At 60.6% G+C, this 21,481-nt stretch carries 26 protein-coding genes; 9 read left to right on the plus strand and 17 right to left on the minus strand.

Features of this window, described 5'->3' with window-relative positions:
• Positions 1-3 precede the first annotated feature (3 nt).
• Positions 4-1,308, plus strand: coding sequence for a DUF8689 domain-containing protein (locus NE851_RS17050; protein ID WP_254961699.1), 1,305 nt, complete (start codon positions 4-6; stop codon positions 1,306-1,308).
• Positions 1,309-1,368: 60 nt separating this feature from the next.
• Positions 1,369-1,929 carry a hypothetical protein gene (locus tag NE851_RS17055; protein WP_047616191.1) on the plus strand — a complete coding sequence of 187 codons (561 nt, stop codon included), beginning with the start codon at positions 1,369-1,371 and terminating at the stop codon, positions 1,927-1,929.
• Positions 1,930-2,149: 220 nt separating this feature from the next.
• Here NE851_RS17055 and NE851_RS17060 read toward each other — a convergent pair whose 3' ends face one another.
• A complete protein-coding gene (locus NE851_RS17060; protein ID WP_028758844.1) occupies positions 2,150-2,668 on the minus strand; it encodes a tetratricopeptide repeat protein in 519 nt (172 codons plus the stop codon).
• Positions 2,669-2,926: 258 nt separating this feature from the next.
• Between NE851_RS17060 and NE851_RS17065 the strand changes: the two genes are divergently transcribed.
• Positions 2,927-3,427, plus strand: coding sequence for a hypothetical protein (locus NE851_RS17065; protein ID WP_047616602.1), 501 nt, complete (start codon positions 2,927-2,929; stop codon positions 3,425-3,427).
• A 28-nt stretch (positions 3,428-3,455) separates the two neighbouring features.
• Here NE851_RS17065 and NE851_RS17070 read toward each other — a convergent pair whose 3' ends face one another.
• From NE851_RS17070 to NE851_RS17085, 4 genes are all read right to left on the minus strand, one after another.
• On the minus strand, positions 3,456-4,940 hold the full coding sequence (locus NE851_RS17070; protein WP_047616193.1) for an ArnT family glycosyltransferase: 1,485 nt from the start codon (positions 4,938-4,940) through the stop codon (positions 3,456-3,458).
• 1 nt (position 4,941) lies between these two features.
• Complete coding sequence (locus NE851_RS17075; protein WP_097542948.1) at positions 4,942-6,441, minus strand: glycosyltransferase family 39 protein; 1,500 nt, start codon at positions 6,439-6,441, stop codon at positions 4,942-4,944.
• A 12-nt stretch (positions 6,442-6,453) separates the two neighbouring features.
• Positions 6,454-7,470 (minus strand): glycosyltransferase family 2 protein, encoded by a 1,017-nt coding sequence (locus NE851_RS17080; RefSeq protein ID WP_097623053.1) that lies wholly within the window; start codon positions 7,468-7,470, stop codon positions 6,454-6,456.
• Between the two features lie 137 nt (positions 7,471-7,607).
• The gene (locus NE851_RS17085) at positions 7,608-9,101 is read right to left on the minus strand and encodes an ArnT family glycosyltransferase (RefSeq protein ID WP_097623052.1); all 1,494 of its coding nucleotides are present in this window, start codon (positions 9,099-9,101) and stop codon (positions 7,608-7,610) included.
• 180 nt (positions 9,102-9,281) lie between these two features.
• Between NE851_RS17085 and NE851_RS17090 the strand changes: the two genes are divergently transcribed.
• The gene (locus tag NE851_RS17090; protein ID WP_097623051.1) at positions 9,282-10,244 is read left to right on the plus strand and encodes a lysylphosphatidylglycerol synthase domain-containing protein; all 963 of its coding nucleotides are present in this window, start codon (positions 9,282-9,284) and stop codon (positions 10,242-10,244) included.
• On the opposite strand, the gene NE851_RS17095 is transcribed toward NE851_RS17090, so the two are convergent.
• From NE851_RS17095 to NE851_RS17110, 4 genes are read right to left on the minus strand one after another with little or no spacing between them, the layout of a single operon-like run.
• Positions 10,212-11,453 (minus strand): RNA polymerase sigma factor, encoded by a 1,242-nt coding sequence (locus NE851_RS17095; protein WP_047616199.1) that lies wholly within the window; start codon positions 11,451-11,453, stop codon positions 10,212-10,214. The two genes, NE851_RS17090 and NE851_RS17095, sit on opposite strands and share 33 nt — an antisense overlap.
• A 9-nt stretch (positions 11,454-11,462) precedes the next feature.
• Positions 11,463-11,822, minus strand: coding sequence for a YciI family protein (locus tag NE851_RS17100; RefSeq protein WP_028755915.1), 360 nt, complete (start codon positions 11,820-11,822; stop codon positions 11,463-11,465).
• 2 nt (positions 11,823-11,824) lie between these two features.
• Entirely contained in the window at positions 11,825-12,184 is a 360-nt protein-coding gene (locus NE851_RS17105; protein WP_028755916.1) for a YciI family protein, read from the minus strand.
• A gap of 10 nt (positions 12,185-12,194) precedes the next feature.
• The gene (locus tag NE851_RS17110; protein ID WP_028755917.1) at positions 12,195-12,551 is read right to left on the minus strand and encodes a YciI family protein; all 357 of its coding nucleotides are present in this window, start codon (positions 12,549-12,551) and stop codon (positions 12,195-12,197) included.
• Positions 12,552-12,705: 154 nt separating this feature from the next.
• On the opposite strand from NE851_RS17110, the gene NE851_RS17115 reads away from it, so the two are divergent.
• Positions 12,706-12,921, plus strand: a complete 216-nt coding sequence (locus tag NE851_RS17115; RefSeq protein ID WP_244604802.1) for a hypothetical protein — start codon at positions 12,706-12,708, stop codon at positions 12,919-12,921.
• 4 nt (positions 12,922-12,925) lie between these two features.
• Here the strand turns inward: NE851_RS17115 and NE851_RS17120 are convergent, their stop codons facing one another.
• From NE851_RS17120 to NE851_RS17130, 3 genes are all read right to left on the minus strand, one after another.
• Positions 12,926-14,431, minus strand: a complete 1,506-nt coding sequence (locus tag NE851_RS17120) for an AMP nucleosidase (protein ID WP_028827834.1) — start codon at positions 14,429-14,431, stop codon at positions 12,926-12,928.
• A gap of 172 nt (positions 14,432-14,603) precedes the next feature.
• The gene (locus tag NE851_RS17125; RefSeq protein WP_028755920.1) at positions 14,604-14,783 is read right to left on the minus strand and encodes a hypothetical protein; all 180 of its coding nucleotides are present in this window, start codon (positions 14,781-14,783) and stop codon (positions 14,604-14,606) included.
• A gap of 260 nt (positions 14,784-15,043) precedes the next feature.
• On the minus strand, positions 15,044-15,382 hold the full coding sequence (locus tag NE851_RS17130; RefSeq protein ID WP_097623050.1) for a DUF2147 domain-containing protein: 339 nt from the start codon (positions 15,380-15,382) through the stop codon (positions 15,044-15,046).
• A 447-nt stretch (positions 15,383-15,829) separates the two neighbouring features.
• Between NE851_RS17130 and NE851_RS17135 the strand changes: the two genes are divergently transcribed.
• A complete protein-coding gene (locus tag NE851_RS17135) occupies positions 15,830-16,096 on the plus strand; it encodes an SEL1-like repeat protein (protein ID WP_097623049.1) in 267 nt (88 codons plus the stop codon).
• A 135-nt stretch (positions 16,097-16,231) separates the two neighbouring features.
• On the opposite strand, the gene NE851_RS17140 is transcribed toward NE851_RS17135, so the two are convergent.
• From NE851_RS17140 to NE851_RS17150, 3 genes are all read right to left on the minus strand, one after another.
• Positions 16,232-17,347, minus strand: coding sequence for a pyridoxal phosphate-dependent aminotransferase (locus NE851_RS17140; RefSeq protein ID WP_097623048.1), 1,116 nt, complete (start codon positions 17,345-17,347; stop codon positions 16,232-16,234).
• Between the two features lie 104 nt (positions 17,348-17,451).
• Positions 17,452-17,853: a pilus assembly protein PilZ gene (locus NE851_RS17145; protein WP_028755924.1), complete on the minus strand. Its 402-nt coding sequence runs from the start codon at positions 17,851-17,853 to the stop codon at positions 17,452-17,454.
• A 222-nt stretch (positions 17,854-18,075) separates the two neighbouring features.
• Positions 18,076-18,477, minus strand: a complete 402-nt coding sequence (locus tag NE851_RS17150; RefSeq protein ID WP_047616207.1) for a DUF2177 family protein — start codon at positions 18,475-18,477, stop codon at positions 18,076-18,078.
• A 162-nt stretch (positions 18,478-18,639) separates the two neighbouring features.
• On the opposite strand from NE851_RS17150, the gene NE851_RS17155 reads away from it, so the two are divergent.
• The gene (locus NE851_RS17155; protein WP_028755926.1) at positions 18,640-19,086 is read left to right on the plus strand and encodes a baeRF12 domain-containing protein; all 447 of its coding nucleotides are present in this window, start codon (positions 18,640-18,642) and stop codon (positions 19,084-19,086) included.
• Between the two features lie 53 nt (positions 19,087-19,139).
• Here NE851_RS17155 and NE851_RS17160 read toward each other — a convergent pair whose 3' ends face one another.
• The gene (locus NE851_RS17160; RefSeq protein WP_097542952.1) at positions 19,140-20,006 is read right to left on the minus strand and encodes a LysR family transcriptional regulator; all 867 of its coding nucleotides are present in this window, start codon (positions 20,004-20,006) and stop codon (positions 19,140-19,142) included.
• Between the two features lie 91 nt (positions 20,007-20,097).
• Between NE851_RS17160 and NE851_RS17165 the strand changes: the two genes are divergently transcribed.
• Complete coding sequence (locus NE851_RS17165; protein ID WP_080759974.1) at positions 20,098-20,349, plus strand: hypothetical protein; 252 nt, start codon at positions 20,098-20,100, stop codon at positions 20,347-20,349.
• On the opposite strand, the gene NE851_RS17170 is transcribed toward NE851_RS17165, so the two are convergent.
• Positions 20,300-20,632, minus strand: a complete 333-nt coding sequence (locus NE851_RS17170; protein ID WP_047616214.1) for a hypothetical protein — start codon at positions 20,630-20,632, stop codon at positions 20,300-20,302. The genes NE851_RS17165 and NE851_RS17170 overlap by 50 nt on opposite strands.
• A 354-nt stretch (positions 20,633-20,986) precedes the next feature.
• Between NE851_RS17170 and NE851_RS17175 the strand changes: the two genes are divergently transcribed.
• Positions 20,987-21,424 (plus strand): glyoxalase superfamily protein, encoded by a 438-nt coding sequence (locus tag NE851_RS17175; protein WP_047616216.1) that lies wholly within the window; start codon positions 20,987-20,989, stop codon positions 21,422-21,424.
• The last annotated feature ends 57 nt before the right edge of the window (positions 21,425-21,481 follow it).

Genomic DNA, 21,481 nt, shown 5'->3' on the forward strand with positions numbered 1-21,481 from the left:
CGTATGCAGTATTCGCTCGAACAGAATCGTAACGAGGCCATCATTACCCTCGATCCGCGTATGCCCATGGCACCGGCAAGCATAGAACAAGCCGGACTGGATCCGTCGTTCCTGCTTCGGCTGGCGGCAAAATGCGCGGCCGAGCAGGATACGACCACGGTATCTCATCTGGCTGACCGCATGAAATTGCCGAAAGTGATCGTCAATATCCTGATCAAGGAGCTCGTGAAACTCGCATACCTTGAAGCTCGCGGCTTGGCTGGTGAGGATGTGCGATCCGATATTCGATATGCTCTTTCCATGAAGGGGCTCGAATATGCCCACGCGGCGTCGCGTCAAAGCCAATATGTCGGGTCGGCGCCGGTGTCGCTCGACGCGTTCTGCCGGCAAGTCGGTTTGCAGTCCATCCATTACGAGCGCGTGACCCCGGAGCGGCTGAACGACAGCCTTGACGGGCTGGTGCTCTCAGACGCCCTGGTCGAAAAGCTCGGCCCGGCCATCAACTCCGGTCGCTCTATCCTGCTTTACGGCCCCCCCGGCAACGGAAAAACGAGCATCGCCGAGCGGACGTCGCAACTGTTTCGCCAAACGATCTGGGTGCCCTATGCCATCGAGGTCGGCGGCCATGTCATCAGTTTCTATGACGAAGCGGTGCATCACCCCGTATCGCAGGCTGACACGGAATCTCATCCGAAAGCGGATCAACGATGGATCGAATGCCGCCGTCCGGTGATCAAGACGGGCGGGGAATTGACCCTCGATCAGCTCGATCTCACCTTCAACGAAGGACCGAATGTCTATGAAGCGCCCATACACTTAAAGGCGTCCGGAGGTGTTTTCATCATCGACGACTTCGGACGCCAACAAGTGGCGCCGCAGGCGCTCATCAATCGCTGGATTGTGCCGCTCGAGCGCGGATATGACTTCCTGACGCTGCACACCGGCAAGAAGTTCAGGGTTCCCTTTGACGAGCTGGTGGTGTTTTCGACGAATATCGCACCGAAGGACCTTTCCGACGAGGCGGGCTTGCGGCGACTCAAGTACAAGATCTTTGTGAACACGCCGTCGCGCGACGAATATATCAGAATTTTCAAATCCTATGCCAGCAGCACCGGATTGGCTGTCTGTGATCCAGACCTGAACCTGTTCTACGATCGCAAGTACAAGGGCGATGTGCTGGCGTCTTGCTATCATCCGAAATATCTTCTGGATTTCGTCGGTTCTTACTGCGAGTTCAACGGCATAGCAGGAAACGCGTCGCTCGATATGCTCGAACGGGCGTGGGAAGGTGTCTTTACGTCGGAATGATTGCGCACTTGCCGCCGATCGCGGCCAGGTAGATTTGATGACTTACGGGGGAGTAAACGAATGACCAGCATTCCGAGTATCGAGGTCGAAGCAGAACGCCCAAAACCAGGCAATTTGCGAACAGTAGAGCAGAGGGGCTCAAAAAGCCCGCTGCTCATCGGTTTGCTCCTGATGCTCCTGCCGGTGAATGCCGGCGTTCTCATCTATACCGCCAAAAACTCGGCGGATGTTCGCGAGAGCCGCGAGACCATCGCCGCGCTGAAAAGGTCCATCGACGGCCTGAAAGGACAGATGGAAAAGCAGTCGCGCAAGATCGACGACAATGCCAAGGCCGACGACGTCGCGCTGATCCGCCAGGGGATGGATGAGCTGCAAAAAGCCGTGGTCAACGAACGGCACAACGACACAGACGGTCTTCGCATGGGTTCCGCTTTGGTCCTGAGCGCGCCCGGCAAGGAACCGGCACAATTTTTCGCACCCCGTGCTGCGCCGGCGGAGACTCTGATGCCGGATAGCAGTCTTGCGTCGATCGCAGCCGGGGGCATTGCCGTCAGCGACCTGCCGCGTTACGAACGAACACTCTCGCCGGAAGGCCAGCTCATCCTTCGCAAGGCACGGTAGATAAAGGCTTCACCTGCAAAGCACGTGGCATCAGACGTGCTTCATGTGACGTGCTTCAGATCTTTGCTTTTACATGATCTCCCTGCCGCAAACCGCCGCACAGTTTTGCGCGACAGTTTTAAGGTAATCGCCGGACGCTGCCAGGGGCGCCGCGCCGATGCTCGCAACGCGGCAAGGGCGCTCTCATCTCTACACAGATTGCCGATCGCCGAAGGGCCGATCACCGCTGAGCGTAATTGACGCTGTTCTTCATCAACTCGAGATTACGGGCTGTGACTTCGTTTCCGGGATCAAGCTCATAGGCTTTCAGGAAATACCCTCTGGCAGTGCGCAAATCGCCGCGTAAAAGGTGAGAATATCCAATATTGTTGTAGTAGACCGGGGTGTTGCCGATCATGCGCGAGAGTTGCTGGTAGGCGCGGTCGGAGGTGTCGAAGCGGGCAACCATGTCGGCGGAGGCTGCCAAGCCTAGCCAAGCGGCCGGATCCTGCGGAAAAACGTCAACTGCTCGCTTGTAAATGGCGTAAGATTTTCCGTAGTTCTTTTCCTGAAACTGCAGTTTGCCGGTGGTTATCAACTCGTCGTTCTTATAGAAGGCGACGGCTGAGTCATCCTCGAGGGTCTTTGCACTATCGCCATAAGCAGCCAGACCATCGCTGGATGACTGGCAACCAGCTAAGATCGCTCCGGTCGCTATCAAAAGCGCGATGCATTTCGTTCCAACTCTGATCTGCAACATTGGCAATTTGATCCCCATCAGACATTCTTACCTAAGACTCGGATGTGTTCACCCGAGATCATCGTGAAAAAAAGCTAACAACTCAAGAATTTAAGCATATACTCACAAAAAAGCGAGAGAGGCGGTCTTCGCCGGAATGCGACAGTGTGATAAAAATGCCTACTATCCAAGGTAGGCATCATCTGCCTCGTGACTCCTGAGTAGAAATCAAATCGACGTCGCCTATCCTGCTCGTCAGGTCAACGGATGGAACGCCGCATGTGGATCGCGATTTTCACGCTGATGCGACTTGGGCCATCGCTGGCTTACGCGATAGCATCGATCTTCGTACTCAGCATACCGCTCCTGGAAAGCCACCCCTCAAGTGCCTCCGCCTGGTGGCTTTACATGACAATACTTCCGGTCATGCGCGAGCCCATCTATCTGCTTTTGGCGGTACCCGGCATTGGAATTTGGAGCGCCACGGTCCTGTTGATGCTTGCATCGATTTTCGGGGTCAGAGTGGCCATGCAGCCACAAAGACACCCCCGTTCAGGCTTCATCCATGCCCATATCGCGCTGATCGCGACCGGTCTGCCTATGGGGCGGGGAGCCGTTGCGCAAGCCGGCCTTTCCGAGTTTGCGCTGCCTCAATTTCAACGAGGCGACTGGTCGTTCCTGCCGCTATCCCAACCGCTTGGGACCTTCCTTTTCATATCCGTGTTTTTGGCTTGCATTTGCTGCCATTTGACAGTGATCAAGCGTGCAATATCGGCGTGATAGAAAAGGGTCAAAATCCTGATTTCGTTCAGCCCGGCTGGTTGACCCAGGCATAACCGAAACGATAGCGGTCGTCGCCGCGCTGATAGAAATAGGGCTTGTCGATCACCAATGCCTCAGGCGTGGATGCGCCAAGATTGGTCTGTAGCCATTGCGCCATATCAGGCGGCAGTGCTTCGCTGCCGTCCTTGGGGAGGAGCCACACCAGGAGAAGCGGTCGCCGGCCGGAGAGATCCGGGCTGAAACCGGGATAATCCACCGAGAGGACCGGCACGCCGGGAATATCCTGCCTGAGATTGCCGGCGAGCAGACTGTCGCCGGCAAGGATCGCCGCCGGTTCGGCCTGCTGGCGCAGGGTTTCCAGCATCGGGGCATAAGGCCTGTTCAGCCGCTCGTAATGGCCGGTGAAACGTGCGGCCGCGACGCTGCCGTAAAGGGCCGCCGGTACGCCGATCATGATGATGGCGACGACAGCCATGAAACGCCGGAATGCCTTGGCGGTCGTGACACCTGCGGCCTCGATCTTCAGGCAGACATAGAGCGGCAAGATGAAGAGCATCGGCACCAGCCAGCGATCCTTGATGCCGGCAGCACCCCCGAAGACGATCAGAAGCAGAATGCCGATGAGGAAGACCAGCATCATCCGCTCGAGCAACTGCGTCCATTGCGAGCCGGAGCCGAGCGCCGGACGAAGGCTTTTGCCGAAGATGATCGCGAATATCGCCACGGTCAATCCGGCAAAGCTGATGACGGCGAGGGCGAGCGAGCTGACGCCCATCGCCACCTGCGCGGGATAGCTCGCATGGCCGCTGGCGGTCATCTTCTCCAGGGTGCGTGCTGTGGCGAAATCGAGATTGTCCTTCAGCCAGAAGAGATGTGGCAGGATGATGATGAGCGCCACCACCGCCGTCAGTACCAGCCGCCTATCGAAGATCCGCGGCCGCAGACGCGCATCCGCCAGTGCGGCGATGAGGGCTGCCGCCGGCAGGATCGCAAAATTATATTTGGCAAGCAGGCCGAAACCGATGCCGACGCCTGCTATCAGATAGGAGGCAAGACTAGGCTGTTTCAGGCTGCGGATGAAGCCGTAGAAGAAGATGCTCGCCGAGAAGAACACGGCAACCGTATGCGTCAGGTCGCGCTGCATCTCGAAAACCATCTGCGGGATGGTGAGCAGGCCGAGCGTGGCGATCGCCACCAGCGCCTTGTCGCGCAGGATAAGCCGCGCTGTCAGGCCGTAGAGCAGGTAGGAGATGAACAGCAGAAGATTCTTGACCACCGAAAGGGCGGCAAGCGAGACGCCTGTCAATTGGAAGACGGTGTATTGCAGCCAATTGTAGAAGGGCGGCTGCGGGCCGTAGCCGGCGGCAAGCCATTGCGACCGGAAGACCTGTTCGGCCTCGTCGAGATCGAGCGAATGCGAGGTTGCGAGCCGTACGCCGACCTGAAGCATGAAATAGGCGGCCAGCAGGGCGAAAATCCAACTGATGTCGCGACGATTGGTTTCGGTCATCCTATCTGGTCTCCGGCCGAACCCAGCCATAACCGAGCGCGAAATTGTCGCCCGGTCGGCCGAAATAATAGGGAAGCGACAGCGAGCCGATCTCCTGCGGTGCGATGCCCGCCGCCATCAGCGCCGATGAAAACCGCTCCGGCATGACGGCATCCGCAGCCGTCGCCGTCTTCTTGCCGCGCCAGACGATCAGCACCGGCCCCTTGGCCTCGGCATAGGCCGGAATGCCCGGTGCCGGAAAATCCGGGATCACCACCGGGACGTCGGGAAGCTGCAGCCGCATGTTGCCGCCGATATAGGGATCGGAAGCGATCACCAGCGCCGGTTCAGCCTGTCGCGTCATATCGCGCGAAAAACCCGCCATCGGCACATTCGGCCTGCTGTAGATGCCGATCAGCCCGGCGCCGACGACACGGAAACCGAGCGCGATCAGCACGCAGGCCATCAGCACCGGCAGCACCGGCCGGAAGCGGCGCAGCCCGGCGGAAAGGTCGAGGTCGGCAGCCTGCATCTTCGCCAGGAAATAGAGCGGCAGCACCAGCAGGAACGGGTCGAGCCAGCGTTCGCGCACGGTGGTTGAGCCGGTGAACAGCACGATCAAAGCGATGCCGGCAAGACTTGCGAGCATCATCCGCTCCATCATCCCGGTCCAGCGGTTTCCGGCCGAAAGCGCCCAGACGAAATCCCGGCGGAAGGTGACGGCGAAGATTGCGACCGGCAGCGCCGCAAAGGCGATGATGGCGACGAGAAAGGCGAGAAGGCCTTTGCCGATCCGTACAATGCCGGCCGGTTCGCTGCCGGCGGCCATCTTGACCAGAGTGTCGGAGGAGGCGAATGCCAGATTGCCCTGCAGCCAGATCGCGTGCGGCAGGACGATGACGAGCGCAACGGCGACTGCGGCCAGCATGCGCCAGTCGAGCGCCCTGCGCCGCCATTCGGCATCGGGCAGGATGGCGATCAAGGCGGCGACGGGCATCAGCGCGAAATTATACTTCGAGATCAGTCCGATGCCGGTCGCCAGCCCGAGCACGAGATAGCTGCCGATATCGGGTCGGTCGAGCGTGCGGAAGAAGCCGTAGAGAAACAGCGAACTGGCAAAGAGCAGCGCCGTCGTGTGGGTGAGATCCTGCTGGGCCATGTAGGAGACCTGGGGCAGGGTGATCAGCGCCAGCATGGCGACGGCGGCAAGCGCCTGGTCCTTCAGCACGCGCCGCCCGGCAAGGCCATAGAAGAGATAGGATAGGAACAAGAGGATGTTCTTCGGGACAATAAGCGCGCCGATCGACATGCCCGTCACCGAAACGACGGCATATTGCATCCAGTTGTAGAAGGGCGGCTGCGGGCCGTAGCCGGCCAGCAGATATTGCGAGAAGAAGGATTGCTCGGCCTCGTCGAGCTCCAGCGAATGCGGAAGCACGATGCGAAGCACGATGTTGAGCACGAAATAGGCTGCAAGCAGCAGGCCCGCGGTCTTGATCGTCCTCGTTGCGCGCTCCAGCATCGGGCTGCCGGCTTAGGCTTGGCTGTGATCGTCGAAGATCTGTCGCACGATGTAGTTCGGAGAGGCGTCGTCGCGATAATAGGTGCGCGCAATCATCTCAGCCAGAATGCCGGTGGTGATCATCTGCACCGACGACAGCAGCAGCACGACGCCGACCATCAGCATCGGTCGCGTTCCGATATCGTTGCCCAGGATGAACTTGTCGAAGCCGAGATAGAGCAGGATCAGCATGGCGACCGCGCCGAGGCCAAGACCCAGAGAGCCGAAGAAATGCCCGGGCCGTGCCTTGTAGCGCATGAAGAACATCACCGACAGCAGGTCGAGGATGACGCGGAAGGTGCGCGAAATGCCGTATTTCGAAACACCGTGCTCGCGGGCATGATGGGTGACGGCCATCTCGCCGATGCGCGAGCTCGGGACGACACCGGCGACCCAGGCCGGGATGAAGCGGTGCATTTCGCCCATCAGCTTCACCTGCTTGATGATCGAGGCACGGTAGATCTTCAGGCTGCAGCCGTAATCGTGCAGCTTGACGCCGGTGATACGGCCGATCAGGTAATTGGCGCACCACGACGGAATCTTGCGCAAGAACAGACCGTCCTTACGGTTCTTGCGCCAGCCGACCAAAAGGTCGAGTTCGCGCCGTTCCAGTTCGGCAACCATCGAAGGAATGTCCTTCGCATCGTTCTGGAGGTCGCCGTCCATCGTCGCGATCAGCCGGCCTCGCGCGGTGTCGATACCGGCCTGCATGGCGGCGGTCTGGCCGAAGTTGCGCTGCAGCTCGACGATTCTGAGCGCCAGCCCCTCGCGTCCGACAAACTTGCGCGCGTTGACGAGCGTCGCATCGGTGCTGCCGTCATCGACGAGGATCAGCTCCCAGCGATGCGGGTAGCCGGCCATCGCGGCCGCGACACGCTCGACAAGCGGACCGACGCTTTCCTCTTCGTTGAAAATGGGCACGACCAGCGACAGTTCGAGCGATTGTACCGGATCATTCGTATCGCGAATGGGCTCTACCGTTGTCTGCAACTTTCATCTCCAAAAGGCCGGGCGGCCGAGTATTCGTTACTGCTGCCGCCGCGCTTGCGGAAGGCTACTACATGAAGTGTCCGCCGGTTGCCAGCGGCAATGGCGGTTTCCCAGCAATCTGCTGCGCTGCCGGGGTGCTATTTCGCGCCCCCCTCCACCCAGGAGTAACCGATGGAGAAGCTACGTTTGCCGTCACCGAAGAGATAGGGCAGCGTCAGCGTGTTCAACTCTTGCAGATGAATGCCCGATTTGACGAGATCGCTGGCGAAACCGGGGGCAATTGTCGGGTCGTCTGCGGTCTCGCCGCGCCAGATAACCAGCACCGGCCCCTTCGCCGCCGCATATTCGGGAACCCCGGCACCCGGGAAGAACGGTATCACGACGGGAACATCGGGAAAGGCCAGCCTCAGATTGCCGGCCACGAACTTCGTCCCCGCCACGATAAGAACCGGCTTGCGGGTCGCGGTCAATTCAGCGACGTAACCGGAGAAGGGTACGTTCGTTCTCGTATAGGTGCCGATGTACTGAATGCCGACGATCCGGAAAAGAAGGATCGACAGGATGACGACCATGAAGACCGGCACCACGGGCCGGAAGCGGGCAAGGCCGGCGGAAAGATCGAGATCGGCGGTTTCCAGTTTCAGGAACAGATAGAGCGGCAGGACGAGTAGGCACGGGTCGAGCCAGCGCTCGTGGATATCGCTGGCGCCGGCAAAGAGGACCACGCCGACGAACGCGACCAGGCTGATGACCATCATCCGCTCGATCACCTGGATCATCGGGCTGGACGAGGAGAGCGCGCGAAAGAAATCGCGCCGGAAGGCCGCCGCGAGGAGAACGATCGGCAATGCGACGAAGCCGAGGACGGCGATGACGAGAGACAGCAACCCCTGTCCGATGCGCGGCAGGCCGGCGGGGGCCAGGTCTTCGGCGGTCATCCGCTCCAGTGTCGGCGCAGAGGCGCTGGCGAGATTGTCAGGCAGCCAGAGCGCATGCGGCAGCACGATCAGAATGGCGAGGACGACCGCCGGCAGCAAACGCCAGTCGATCAGACGGCCGCGCCATTTCCGGTCCGGCAGCACGGCGATCAGGGCGGCAGCCGGCAGGATGGCGAAATTGTATTTCGAGATCAGCCCGATGCCGGTGGCGATGCCGATGATCAGGTAGCTCCCGATCGTCGGCTGGCGCAGCGTGCGGAAAAAGCCGAAGAGGAAAAGCGAGGTTGCAAACAGCAGCGCGACGGTATGCGTCAATTCGCGCTGCGCCATCAAACCCACTTGCGGCAGGGTAATCAGGCTCAGCATGGCGACGGCTGCGAGCGAGCGGCCCTTGAGCACCTCGCGGGCTGCAAGCCCGTAGAACAGATAGCAGCCGAAGAGAATGATGTTCTTCGGCACCGACAGCACCCACATCGATATGCCGGTCACCGAAACGATGGCATATTGTATCCAGTTATAGAAAGGCGGCTGCGGGCCATAGCCGGCAAGCAGGTATTGTGAGTAGAAGGATTGCTCCGCCTCGTCGAGATCGAGCGTATGAGGCAAGGCGATGCGCAGCGCGATGTTCAGCAGGAAATAGACTGCCAGAAACATGCTGGCGCTCGTAATGCTTCTGGTAATCCGCTCCAACATCGATCTCCACGTCAAGCCGGCAAGGCGTGTCATATACCGGTCAGCGCCCGGATCGTCGGCGGGAAGGCGCCTTCGCCTCCGTCGCCATCAACTCCGCCGTTGTGCGCAACCTGCATTTCTCTTAAAAGGCCTGGCGACGGGACCGGTCCCATGCCGACCCAAGCGAGGAATGCCTACTACATGAAGAGCTCGATCGTTGAAAGCCGGCAATCCTGGTTTATGCGCAATCGCATGACCATTCTGACGGTCATCATCGTCGCAGCCTATGCGCTCTTCATCCAATGGTTCTGGGGGTGGCCCGTCATCATCAGGCAATGGGCCGATGTCGGCGCCGGTCCGGTGATCGGCGCGCTCGTGCTTTTGACGAGCACCTATTTCCTGCGCACCTGGCGCATCTATGATTATTTTCCAAAGGAAACGGCCGGCCGGTTCGCCGTCCTCTTCCGCGTCACGCAGATCCACAACCTCTTGAACATCATGCTGCCCTTCCGCACCGGCGAGACCAGCTTTCCGCTGCTGATGCGCACCGAATTCGGCATTCCGCTGACGCGCGGAACCTCGGCGCTCTTCGTCATGCGGCTGCTCGACCTGCACGCGCTTCTGGCCGCCGCTGGCATCGGCTTTGCCGTCGCCGCCGCCAATGCGGCTGTTGCCTGGTCGCTCTGGACCGCCTTTCTGCTGTTGCCGGTCGCAGCCTTTGCCGCCCGCAAGCCGCTGCTGCGCCTCGCCGCCCGGCTGCTGCCTAATAAGGCCCAGAAATTCGTCGCCGAGATCGAAAACGGTTTGCCGCTCGATGCCGTGGCCTTTGCGCGCGCCTGGGCGATGACCATCGTCAACTGGCTGATGAAGGTGATGGTGCTTGCCTGGGCGCTCGGCCTGATGGGCGTGTCGCCGATGGCGGCAAGCTTCGGCGGCGCGCTCGGCGGCGAGCTCTCCTCCGTGCTGCCGGTCCATGCGCCGGGCGGCGTCGGCACCTATCCGGCCGGCATCACCGCCGGCGCCATCGCTCTCGGTGCCTCGAGCGAGCGGATGGCTCTGGCCGCGCTGGCACAGGCGAGCATCAATGCCCACCTGCTGATCATCGTCTCGGCGCTCACCGGCACGGCGATCTCACTGCCGCTCGGACGTCGCGGCAAGCTCTGAAATCCGTTTTCTGAGAAACGCCTGCTCCGGCTCCTGCCGGCAGAGCGACAGCGCCGTTTCATAGGCGGCGATCGCCTCTTGTCTCCGGCCGAGACGGCGCAGGAAATCGGCGCGCGCCGAATGGGCGAGGTGATAGGCCTGCAGCTCCCGGCGGGCCAGAATGGCATCGATCAGTTCCAGCCCCTTTGCCGGCCCGTCCGCCATCGCGATCGCCACGGCGCGGTTGAGCTCGACGATCGGGGAGGGCTGGGCTGCCAGAAGCAGATCGTAATAAAAGGCGATCCGCCGCCAGTCGGTCTCTTCGGCAGCCGGCGCCCTGGCATGCTCGGCGGCGATCGCCGCCTGCAGCGTATAGGTGCCGATCTCTCCCGCCCGCATCGCCTCCTTGAGTAGCGCCAGGCCTTCCCTAATCTTCGCATGATCCCAGAGCGAGCGGTCCTGATCGGCAAGCAGCACCAGCGATCCCTCTTCGCCGCGGCGGGCGGCGCGGCGGGAGTCCTGCAGCAGCATCAAAGCCAGCAGGCCGGAGACGTCGGGATGCGGCAGCAGCGCCAGAAGCAGCCGCGCCAGACGTATCGCCTCTGCGGTCAGGTCGGCGCGGACCACGTCTTCGCCCGAAGAGGCGGAATAGCCCTCGTTGAAGACGAGGTAGATGACGTGTAACACCCGGTCGAGCCGCGGCGGCAGCGCTTCGCGGCCCGGCACCTCGTAGGGGATCTTCGCCGCCCGGATCTTGCCCTTGGCGCGCACGATCCGCTGCGCCACCGTCGGCGCCGGAATGAGGAAGGCATGCGCGATCTCTTCGGTGGTCAGTCCGCAGATTTCTCTGAGTGCCATCGCCATCTGCGCATCGGCCGGAATTAGCGGATGGCAGCAGGTGAAGATCAGCCGCAGCATGTCGTCCTCGATCGGTTCCATGTCGCCGATCTCCGTTGCGTCGGGGGAGTAGAGGCTGTCTTCGATGTGATGCTGCGAAGCATCGAAACGCGCCCGCCGCCGGATCGTGTCGATCGCCTTGAAGCGTCCCGTCGAAACGAGCCAGGCGAAGGGATTGCCGGGAATGCCGTCCGTCGGCCATGTCCGGGCGGCCGCAGCGAAGGCGTCGTGCAGCGCTTCCTCCGCCCGGTCGAAATCGCCGAGCAGGCGGATCAGCGTCGCCAGCACCCGGCGCGACTGCGTTCGATAGATCTCCTCGATCACGCGTTCCAACGGGCCACCTCAGTCCGGCAGGGTCAGCATTCGCACGGGCCTCAGTTCGACCGCGCCGAAACGTGCCGATGGGATCCGCCCGGCAATCTCCCTGGCTTTCACCATGTCAGGCGCCTCGATGACGTAGAAGCCGGCCAGATGCTCCTTGGTTTCGACATAGGGGCCGTCGGTAGCTGACAGGCTGTTGTTTCGAACACGCAGCACGGTCGCCTTATCAGGCATCTCAAGCGCATCGGCATGGATCATGATGCCGTCGCGGCGCAGCTCCTCGTCGAAGGCGAAATGCGCTTTGACGAGTTCATCGGTTTCCGCCGCGGTCAGCCTGCCGTCGGTGTCGGCACTGTTATAAATCAGGCAGATGTAGCGCATGGCTATTTCCCATCCTGGATGGAGTAAGTCGGGCGCACTTCGATTGAGCAATATTTGAGGATCGGAAAACTCGACACGATCGTCTTCGCCTCCTCGATGTTCTCGGCTTCGATCAGCACAAAACCGCCGAGGTGCTCTTTGATTTCGGCAAATGGGCCATCGGTCGCAAAGGCCTCGCCATTGCGCAGGCGGACCGTGATCGCCGTTGACGGTTCATGCAAGGCGAGCGCCACCTGCAGATGACCGCTCTCGCGCCAGCGATTGTCGCTGGTGATGCACTCCTGTGTGAGCGCATCCCATTCGGTCTGAGGGACCAGCTTGCTTTTTTCCGTGTCGAACCAGATCTGGCATAGAAATTTCATCGGTCTCTCCTCATTTAGCTCCGAATTCGTGGATTGGCCGCACTTCGATCGCACCGAGCCTGGCGAGCGGAATGCCGGCGGCGATGCGGATCGCCTCGTTGAGATCCTTTGCCTCGATCAGGATAAAGCCGCCGAGCGCCTCCTTCGTCTCGGCGAAGGGCCCATCCGTCACCGACATCTCGCCGCCCCGCACCCGCACGGTCACCGCCGATGTCGGCGGCTGCAGCGCCTGCGCGACAATCATATGCCCGCTTTCGGCAAGGTCCTTGTCATAGGCCAGGGAATTGGTGTCGAGTTCGGCCTTCTCCTCTTTCGTCATGGCGTCGAGCACACCGCCATCGAACCAGACCTGACAGAGATATTTCATCGCAGGCAGCCTCCTTGTGAGTATTCAATAACCCTGGACGACCGAGCTCCACGCAATTCGACAGCGGCGGAAAAAATCTTTGTTCCGGCCGGCTGTCGAAATCGCAAGGCAGCGCTCGACAAGGCTTCATCGAAACCTGTCGAGGAGAACGACAATGAGCATTCTTGAAATCGCCCTGGCAAGCCAGATCTGGGCACGCCGCCGCGAGAAGCGTCAATTGGGGCTGGACGATGCCGACGCGCTGAAGGCTCTTCTGCGCATCGCTTTCGTCATCGCCGCCTTCACCCTGCTGATTTCAGGGCTGAACCTTGCCGCGGGCAGGCCGCAGATGCTAGCGGACGGCTCGGCGTCTGTTGTGACAGGCAGGTGACGGCCTATTGGAAGGCCGTTTCGAAGAAGCTGCGCAGCTTACGTGAATGCAGCGCTTCCTTCGGCATGGCGGCCAGCTTCTGGACGGCGCGGATGCCGATCTGCAGATGCTGGTTGACCTGCGTCCGGTAGAAGGCCGTCGCCATGCCTGGCAGCTTCAATTCGCCGTGCAGCGGCTTGTCGGAGACGCAGAGCAGCGTGCCATAGGGCACGCGGAAGCGGAAGCCGTTGGCGGCGATCGTCGCCGATTCCATATCGAGCGCGATGGCGCGCGCCTGGGAGAGCCGCTTCACCGGCCCGCGCTGGTCACGCAGTTCCCAGTTGCGGTTATCGATCGTGCCGACCGTGCCGGTGCGCATAATGCGCTTCAGCTCGAAACCTTCATAGCCGGTGATTTCGGCAACGGCCGCTTCCAGCGCCACCTGGACTTCGGCCAGCGCCGGGATCGGCACCCAGACCGGCAGGTCGTCGTCGAGAACATGGTCCTCGCGCATATAGGCATGGGCGAGAACATAATCGCCGAGCCGCTGGCTGTTGCGAAGACCGGCGCAGTGGCCGAGCATCAGCCAGGCATGCGGGCGCAGCACGGCGACGTGGTCAGTGATCGTCTTGGCGTTGGAGGGGCCGACGCCGATATTGATCATGGTAATCCCGGCATGGCCCTTCTTCTTCAGATGGTAGGCCGGCATCTGCGGCAGGCGGGTAAGCGCCGCATCCGTTTCCGGCGCGTTCGAGCCGGGCAGGGTGACGACATTGCCGGGCTCGACGAAGGCGGTATAGCCATCGCCGCCGCCCTCGGCCATCAGCTTGCGCGCCCAGCCGCAGAATTCGTCGATATAGAACTGGTAGTTCGTAAACAGCACGAAATTCTGGAAATGCTCGGCATGCGTCGCCGTATAATGCGACAGCCGGGCGAGCGAATAGTCGATGCGTTGCGCGGTAAACGGCGCAAGCGGCGAGGGCTCTCCCGGCGGCGGGATATATTCGCCGTTGGCGATCTCGTCGTCGGTGGTGTTGAGATCGGGCGTGTCGAAGATATCGCGCATCGGAACGTCGATGAAGGCGTTGGTCGATGCTTCCACATGCGCACCCTCGCCGAAGGCGAAGTGCAAGGGGATCGGCGTCGTCGATTCCGAGACGATGACAGGAACATTGTGGCTCTTCATCAGCAACGCCAGCTGCTCCTTCAGGTAATGCTTGAAGAGCTTCGGCCGGGTGACTGTCGTCGTATAGATGCCGGGCGCCGTGACATGACCATAGGAAAGCCGCGAATCGACATGGCCGAAGCTTGTCGTCTCGATGCTGACCTGCGGATAAAAAGCGCGGTAGCGCGAGGAAATCGGTGCGCCCTGTGCGAGTTCGCTGAAGTTCTGGATCAGAAACGCCGTATTGCGCTCGTAAAGCGCCGTCAGCGCCTCGACCGCCTTGGCGGGATCATCGAAACTCTCAGGCTGGAAAGGGGGTGGAGAGGATGTGTCGAGGGGCGACAAAGGGGAGATTCGTTTGTTCATGACGCATTATAGAGAGTTGTTTTTGACAAGCAAACGACGCGCCGGCGGATTCCGATTTTTTATCCTCTTCCGCGTCTGGTGCGGATGCCTGTCGCCCAAAACTGCGCAGCGGTATTGGGACAACGACATGCGTAAATCAAAGATTTAAAGCGCGTCGTACGATGCGCATTGGTCAGCGCACCGCAGGCGCGCAGAAGGTGCCGTTTCTCTCCAGGCAGGTATAGCTCGCCCCGAAATGCGACTGGGCACCGCCACCGCCTTCGTGCACCACGACCGCCGAAAATGTGACCGCGAAGATCGCCGCAAACAGCGTGATGATGCTAAAGCGTCTTGCCAGAATATAGAGGTCCATTGCCTTGCCCCCGATCGCAACTCTATCGTGACAAGAGTTTTGCCATGCCGCGGCTGAACGAGTGCTGAGATGCCGGTTCATCCGCCGTTCAGCTTGCCGGGCAGGCTCGGGAGGGGTGCGGAGAGGATTTATAAGGGTTCGTCGGGCGGATCGCCCCCTTTCGGCCATCGCCGGACGGCTTACCGAATGGGGCGGTAAAGAGCATAGAAGCATGCCGGTGTGCCGGCATGCTTCTGTATTTGGGATGAGCTGTCTATGGTTCAGAGCCGCGTCCAGGTCTGCGACTTGCAGAGGATCTTCATCACGCAGCCCTGCATCCTCAGCGAATTGCCGGAAATCTTGCCCGAACCGCTATAGGTCTTTTCGGCCGCCGGGTCGGTGATCTCGCCGGCATAGCTGCCGCCGGTTCCCGCAAGCGTACCGATCTTCCGGCCGGCATATTTGCCGGTCTTCAGCGTCACGCAATAACTGCCGCCGCAGGATGCGATCACCGCCGTATCGCCGGCCGCCGTCTTCCAGCTGCCGACGATCGGCTCCTCGGCATGCGCGGTACCCGCGATCATTGCAATAGTGCCGGCGAGAACGAAGCTGCGGATCATCTTTTCCTCCATGATGTCCCTTGATCGGTCGCGAAAATAACTGACGCGAACGTAAAGGTAAATAAGCCCGATCGTTGTTCTGCGGATCGAGTGAAAAACCGGAGAAAAAAGCCATGCGGCGAGCTTGTAAAGATATCGCCTGCTGATTTCATGATGAACGATCCCTTTATTTTCAAATCTGAATCTTTCGTAAAATTGGCGCGAAAATCCTTAATTCGCAAGGAATCTGATGTTTAACAAAAACCCAAATTTACCAAGCATTTGCACTTTGTTTGTCTAGAATTAATCATGCATTTTAGGCGTTTTTTGAAGGCCGTTCGGCATAGTGAAGCCATCAAACGAGCGGGGCAAACCCGCCGGACCGGAAGGGCCGCCAAGCCGCGATAGACGGCAAGGCCCGGAGGTAAAACAGGGTAAGTCATAAACAGGCTAACAGGGATAAAACCGATGGCACGCTTTGAAATGCACAATGCTGAAACGGCCACCATGGGTGGCGACAACAACGCCGATGTCTTCTGCGAAATGGGTCTGATGTATGCGACCGGCCGCGGCTGTGAAGTCGATCTCGTCGCCGCCCACAAATGGCTGAACATCGCGGCCATCAAGGGCAACGATCGCGCCGCCGAGCTTCGTGCCGACGTGGCCGCCGCCATGGACAAGATGCAGATCGTGGCAGCGCTGCGCGCCGCCCGCGAGTGGATGACGGTTCACTGAAACCCACCTGCCGGTCATTCGGCAGGGACGATACGACAACCTCGGAAAGAGGGAGCTGGCGGGGCGCTTTGGACGGGGCCGACGCCGGGAGAAGGAAAGCGCGACCGGGATCCTCCACCGGCCGCGTTTTCCCGTTTATCGGCCGATCTTCTTCAGCACCTGCGGTAGCGCTTCTTCGAGGAGCGCCATATCCGCCTCCGGCCCGACGCTGACGCGAATGCAGCGATTGAGCGGCGCCACGCCGGGCATGCGGATGAAAACGCCGTGCTCCATCAGCCCGTCGACGATCGCGCGGGCATAAGCGCCGTCACGCCCGGCGTCGATCGCCACGAAATTGGTCGCCGAGGGCAGGGGCTCGAGACCGTTCGCCCGGGCGATAGCGCCGATCCGCTCCCGCGCCGCATGGATTTTCCCGACCACCTCGACGAGATAGGCCTGGTCCTTGAGGGCGGCGAGCGCTGCTGCCGTCGCCAGCCGGTTCATGCCGAAATGATTGCGGATTTTGTCGAAGGCCTGCGCCGTGCCTGGCGTCGAGATCACATAGCCGATGCGTGCGCCGGCAAGTCCGTAGGCCTTGGAGAAGGTGCGGGTGCGAACGACGTTCGGCAGCTCGATCAGCGAAGAGATCGACGGCAGCGACCCTGCCGGCCCCGTCTCGCTATAGGCCTCGTCGAGCACCATCAACGTCGTCTCGGGCAGCGCCCGGGCGAAAGCGACGATGCTCTCGGCATCCCACCAGCTTCCCATCGGATTGTCGGGATTGGCGAAATAGAAGAGCGGCGCATTCTCCCGCTTCACGGCATCGAGCAGGCCGTCGAGGTCCTCGCGGTCGTTGGTGTAGGGAACGGTCACCAGCCGGCCGCCGAAACCGGCGACGTGGAAATTGAAGGTCGGATAGGCGCCGAGCGAGGTGACGACGGGCGCGCCCGGTTCGATCACCAGCCGGACGATCTGGCCGAGCAATTCGTCGATGCCGCTGCCGATGGCGATGTTGGCGGCCGAGACGCCGAGATGGGCGGCAAGCGCTTCCCTGAGCGCGAAATTCTCCGGATCATTGTATTTCCAGATATTGCCGGCCTCTTCGCGCATCGCGGCAAACACGGAAGCGGCTGGGCCGAAGCCGTTCTCATTGGCGCCGATGCGTGCCGAAACGGCAAGTCCGCGCTGGCGTTCGATCGCCTCGGGGCCGACAAAGGGAACTGTGGAGGGCAGGGCGCTGGCAAGGGGGGTGAAGCGCGAAAAGGCGGACATGCGAAAGCGGGTTCCCGAGCATATTGACAATTGACGAAACAATAGGCCCGGGCACGGCCAACGCAAGCAAGATTATTTCTGCAACAAGCCTGTTATGGGACGGTTCACGCCCTGAAGATCGGCGCACGTCGGGCGGCGATCGCTTCCATGTTGCCGACGAGGAAATCGGTGCGCACGACGCGGCGCAGAACCTCGGGGTCCATGATGTTGATGAACCGGACGCCGATGCGTTCCTTGTGGCGATAGACCTCGGCGCAGCCGATGCGATAGGCGAGGCCGAGAATGTTGAGATAATAATGCTTCGGCAGGCCGGCCGTGGTCGAGACGATGAAGGTGGCGCCGCCTTGGGATATATCGATGATCTCGGCGCTTCGCATCGAGACGCCCGTCAGGCACGGCCGGACGGCGACGATGCGGGCTGGCCGTTTGACGATGAATTCTTCCCAGCGCTGGTCGTAGACGGCGGACTTGACCGTGGCAAGGTGTGTAGCGCGGAGCATAGTCATTCACATTCTCCGTCAGTCAGGACACATTGGGGGTTAATTTCAATCAAGCTGACCTTGATCTCATTCAGGCTGGCTTGATCGAGCAACTGGTCTTGATCCCAACCAACGTCACATGAATGTTTTGCACATTCGTCAAATATAAAATTACAATTTTAACGAGTTCAAACTTTGTTCCCAAGCGGGACGCCTTCATGTTCATTATCGGGACGCGGTTTTCCGGTTTCAGCCCAGAAATCTGACGGCAAGATATCCGCCGGCGGCGGTCAGCGCCGTCAGAGCCGTGCCCCAGGCCATGTCGACCAGGCTCATGACGACTGGCCAGTTGCGAAGCGTGGCAAGATTGGTGATGTCATAGGTGCCATAGGCCGCCAGTCCCAGAATGGCACCGTGGAGAAATGCGGTGACGATCGAGCCTGTCGACAGCGCCGGCAGCACGGCGAGCACGACCACTGCCGCGGCAAAGAGCAGGTAGAACAGGGCGGCGATCGCAAGATTGGGCGAGGGCAGCATCAGCGCGCCCAGCTGGTCGCGATAAAAATTGCGAGCGATGAGGCCGAGCCAGATTCCGTCGCAGGCGAGAAGGGTGAGAACGGCGCCGGCATAGGCGAGCAGTGATGTCTTCATCGTCAGTCTCCCGAACTTGGCCCTTTTTACGCAGCAAAGGCCGGCCGGATCGCTGCCCGTTCGATTTCGGTGCAATTTTCCCGAACTCTTTCAATAGCCAGGCGTTCTGCCTTGATCGATGAAGCATGGCGCGCTTCGAATGACGACAGTGAGGAATTGAAGATGACTGATGTCAAAGTCCCTTGGAAATCATGGGTCGTGGTCTGCAATGGAGCCAAGGCTCTGATCATGCAGAATGCCGGCGATGCCCAACTGATGAACCTGAAGGTGCTGGAAACCCTGACGCAGCCGAGCGCGCCCGATCGCGAGATTGGCGCCGATAAGCCCGGCCGCAGCCATGCCGCCAACGGCTTCAGCGGCAGCGCCGTCGAGGAGACCAACTGGCAGGATCAGGCCGAAGCCCAGTTTCTGAAACAACTGGCCGAAAGGCTGGACGAATTGGCGCAGGAAAAGGATGCCCGCCGCATCATCCTCGTTGCGCCGCCGAAGGCGCTCGGCGCGTTGCGGCCGGCCCTCAGCGCCGATACGCAGGCAGCGATCTCCGCGGAATTGGCGAAGGACTATACCAATATGCCGGTCGACGAGATCGAGCGGCATCTCGCGGCCTGAGCCCGTTCGCAGTAACTTGAGGAAACGCGGGTCGAGAGGCCCGCGTTTTCGCGTCATACCAACGGCATCCGCCCAGCAAACAGCTCTTCACGATCGGCAAAGAGCGCCGCCAGGCGGTCGATGACGATCCTGACCTCCGGCCGTTGCCGCTCGTCATCATGCGCAACAATCCACATCTCATACGTCAGCTCGTCGATCACAGGCCCGGCGCGGACGAGCCTGCGCTCCTGATCGCCGATAAAACAGGGAAGCACGCCACGGCCGGCACCGCCGCGGATCAGGTGAAACAGCATATGCGGCGTGTTCGTCCAGCTGGTGATCCAGTAATCCGGCTGTTCGAAAGTCCATTTGTCGGCCGGCGTGATGGCGGTATCGGTGCCGAGCGAGATCCAGTTGCAATTGGCCTCGTCATAATCTGCCGCCTGATAGGCCGCATGTGCCACCTTGACCGAACGGCGGATCGCGACGTTGCCGCTCTCCGGCCGGCTGTGGCCAACGGCGATATGCGCTTGCCGATAGGTGAAATCGACACTCGCATCTGAGGTTTTGTAGCACATGCGGAAGCTGTCCTTCGGCGTCCAGACGCTGGCCAGATGATCGGCGATGAAGCGCAAGGTCCAGCTGTCGGCGGCCGTCGAGACGATCGGTAGTGTCAGCACCTCACCGCGCCAGTCCGAGATCGCACGCGCGGCATCCTGCATCAGCCGGACGCGATCGAGCAGTTCCTGCCCATCCTTGGCGAGCAGATAACCGGTGGGGCCGCGGCTGAACAGCGAGCGGCCCGTCACCCGTTCGAGCGCCAGCATGCGCCGGCCGATGGTCGGGGCGCTGAGCCCGGTGCGCTGAGCCGCCGCCGAAAGCCCGCCGCCGGTCGCGACATGGAAGAAAAGCTGCAGGTCGTCCCAGCTGGCATCTTTCATGGATGAAAACCCCCTTTCCCCCACGCCTCTACATCGGATGGGCGCGAAGGCTTAGCTCAAGTGCACGAGCCAATAGATGGAGGACGAAGCAATGGATCTCAACTGGGTTACTCTCTTTAAGGAAGTCGAAACCCGCAATCGCCGGATCCGCCGCGATCGCTTTGCCGATCCGCTTGATAGGCCGGAATGGCGCGGATTTCTCTGGGTCGTTCCGATCATCGCGCGTCTCGCTGCGCGGCGGGGCGCCGAAACAAAGGCGATGCGCCGCGATGCTTCGCGGATCGCCAAAGGCCTCAGCTTTCGAAACTCAGCCGCAGCACGTGGTGCAGGAATTCCGGATTGAGCAGCATGTTGAAGCTGATCGTCACCAATTCGCCTTCGCGCTTGACGACGGTCGAGCCGATCTCGTCATGGATGCCGAGGATTTCGAGGAAGAAATGGCTCGGCATTTCCAGGTTGGGGCTGACTTCGAGCAGGGCGCCGGCGAGCGTGATCGTGCGGATCAGGCAGCGCACCTGCATTCCGGTGCTGAGATGATGGCCGACGAAGATGATGTTGCCCGGCCTGTCGAGATTGAATTCCCTGTAAGCACGTTCCGGCTTGGGGTGTTCTGTGTCGAGGTGCATCTGAAAGGCCCTTTTAGCCTCCGCTGGTATAGGACAGGATATTAGCTTAGGAATGCTGACACTTGTTGAAGAACATCGTTAGAATTGAATGCGTCGGTGAAATCTGCGGGAAAATCGCACCGATTTCGGGCAGGTTTGCTCCAAATTTGCTCATTTCTCAGCGCATATGCGCCATTCTTGACATGCCTGCGTCCTTGCCGCATACAAGGATCGGTTCGAGGCACCGGCCGCTCGCGGATGAAGATCCATGGTGAAGCCCTCGCGATCATGGTCACGGCCCCTTGTGCATGCTGACTGGCGGTAATGCGAGCTCCCATCCGCAGTCGAAGAGCATGCCTTGTGAAGGCTCACTCCATGACGACCTATCCTGCCATTGAAGAATTGAAGGCTCAGGCCAAGCGTCTGCGCCAGGCGATGAACGATCGCGGCACTCCGCTGACCCACAGTGCGGCGCTGGAAATGATCGCCCGCCAGCACGGCGTGCGCGACTGGAACACGCTCGCAGCCCTTGCGGCAAAACCCAATGCCGCTCCAAAGGCGCCGCTTTTCGTCGGCGCGCATATTCGCGGCCGTTATCTCAACCAGCCGTTCACCGGCGAGGTTCTGGCGCTTTCGGCCCTGCCGGGCGGCGATCTCCACAGGATCACCATCCATTTCGACGAGCCGGTGGATGTCGTCACCTTCGAGAGCTTCTCGGCCTTTCGCCGGCGCGTGAACGCGCAGATCGATGCCGACGGCGTGTCGCCGAGAAAGACCTCGAACGGTCTGCCGCATCTGGTGCTCGACCTGTAAGTTGCTTCTCTTTTTCTTTTGAGGCGGCCCGAATCCGCATGGTTACAAGCCGGGCTC

The sequence above is a fragment of the Rhizobium anhuiense bv. trifolii genome (assembly GCF_024346605.1).
Lineage (GTDB): Bacteria > Pseudomonadota > Alphaproteobacteria > Rhizobiales > Rhizobiaceae > Rhizobium > Rhizobium anhuiense.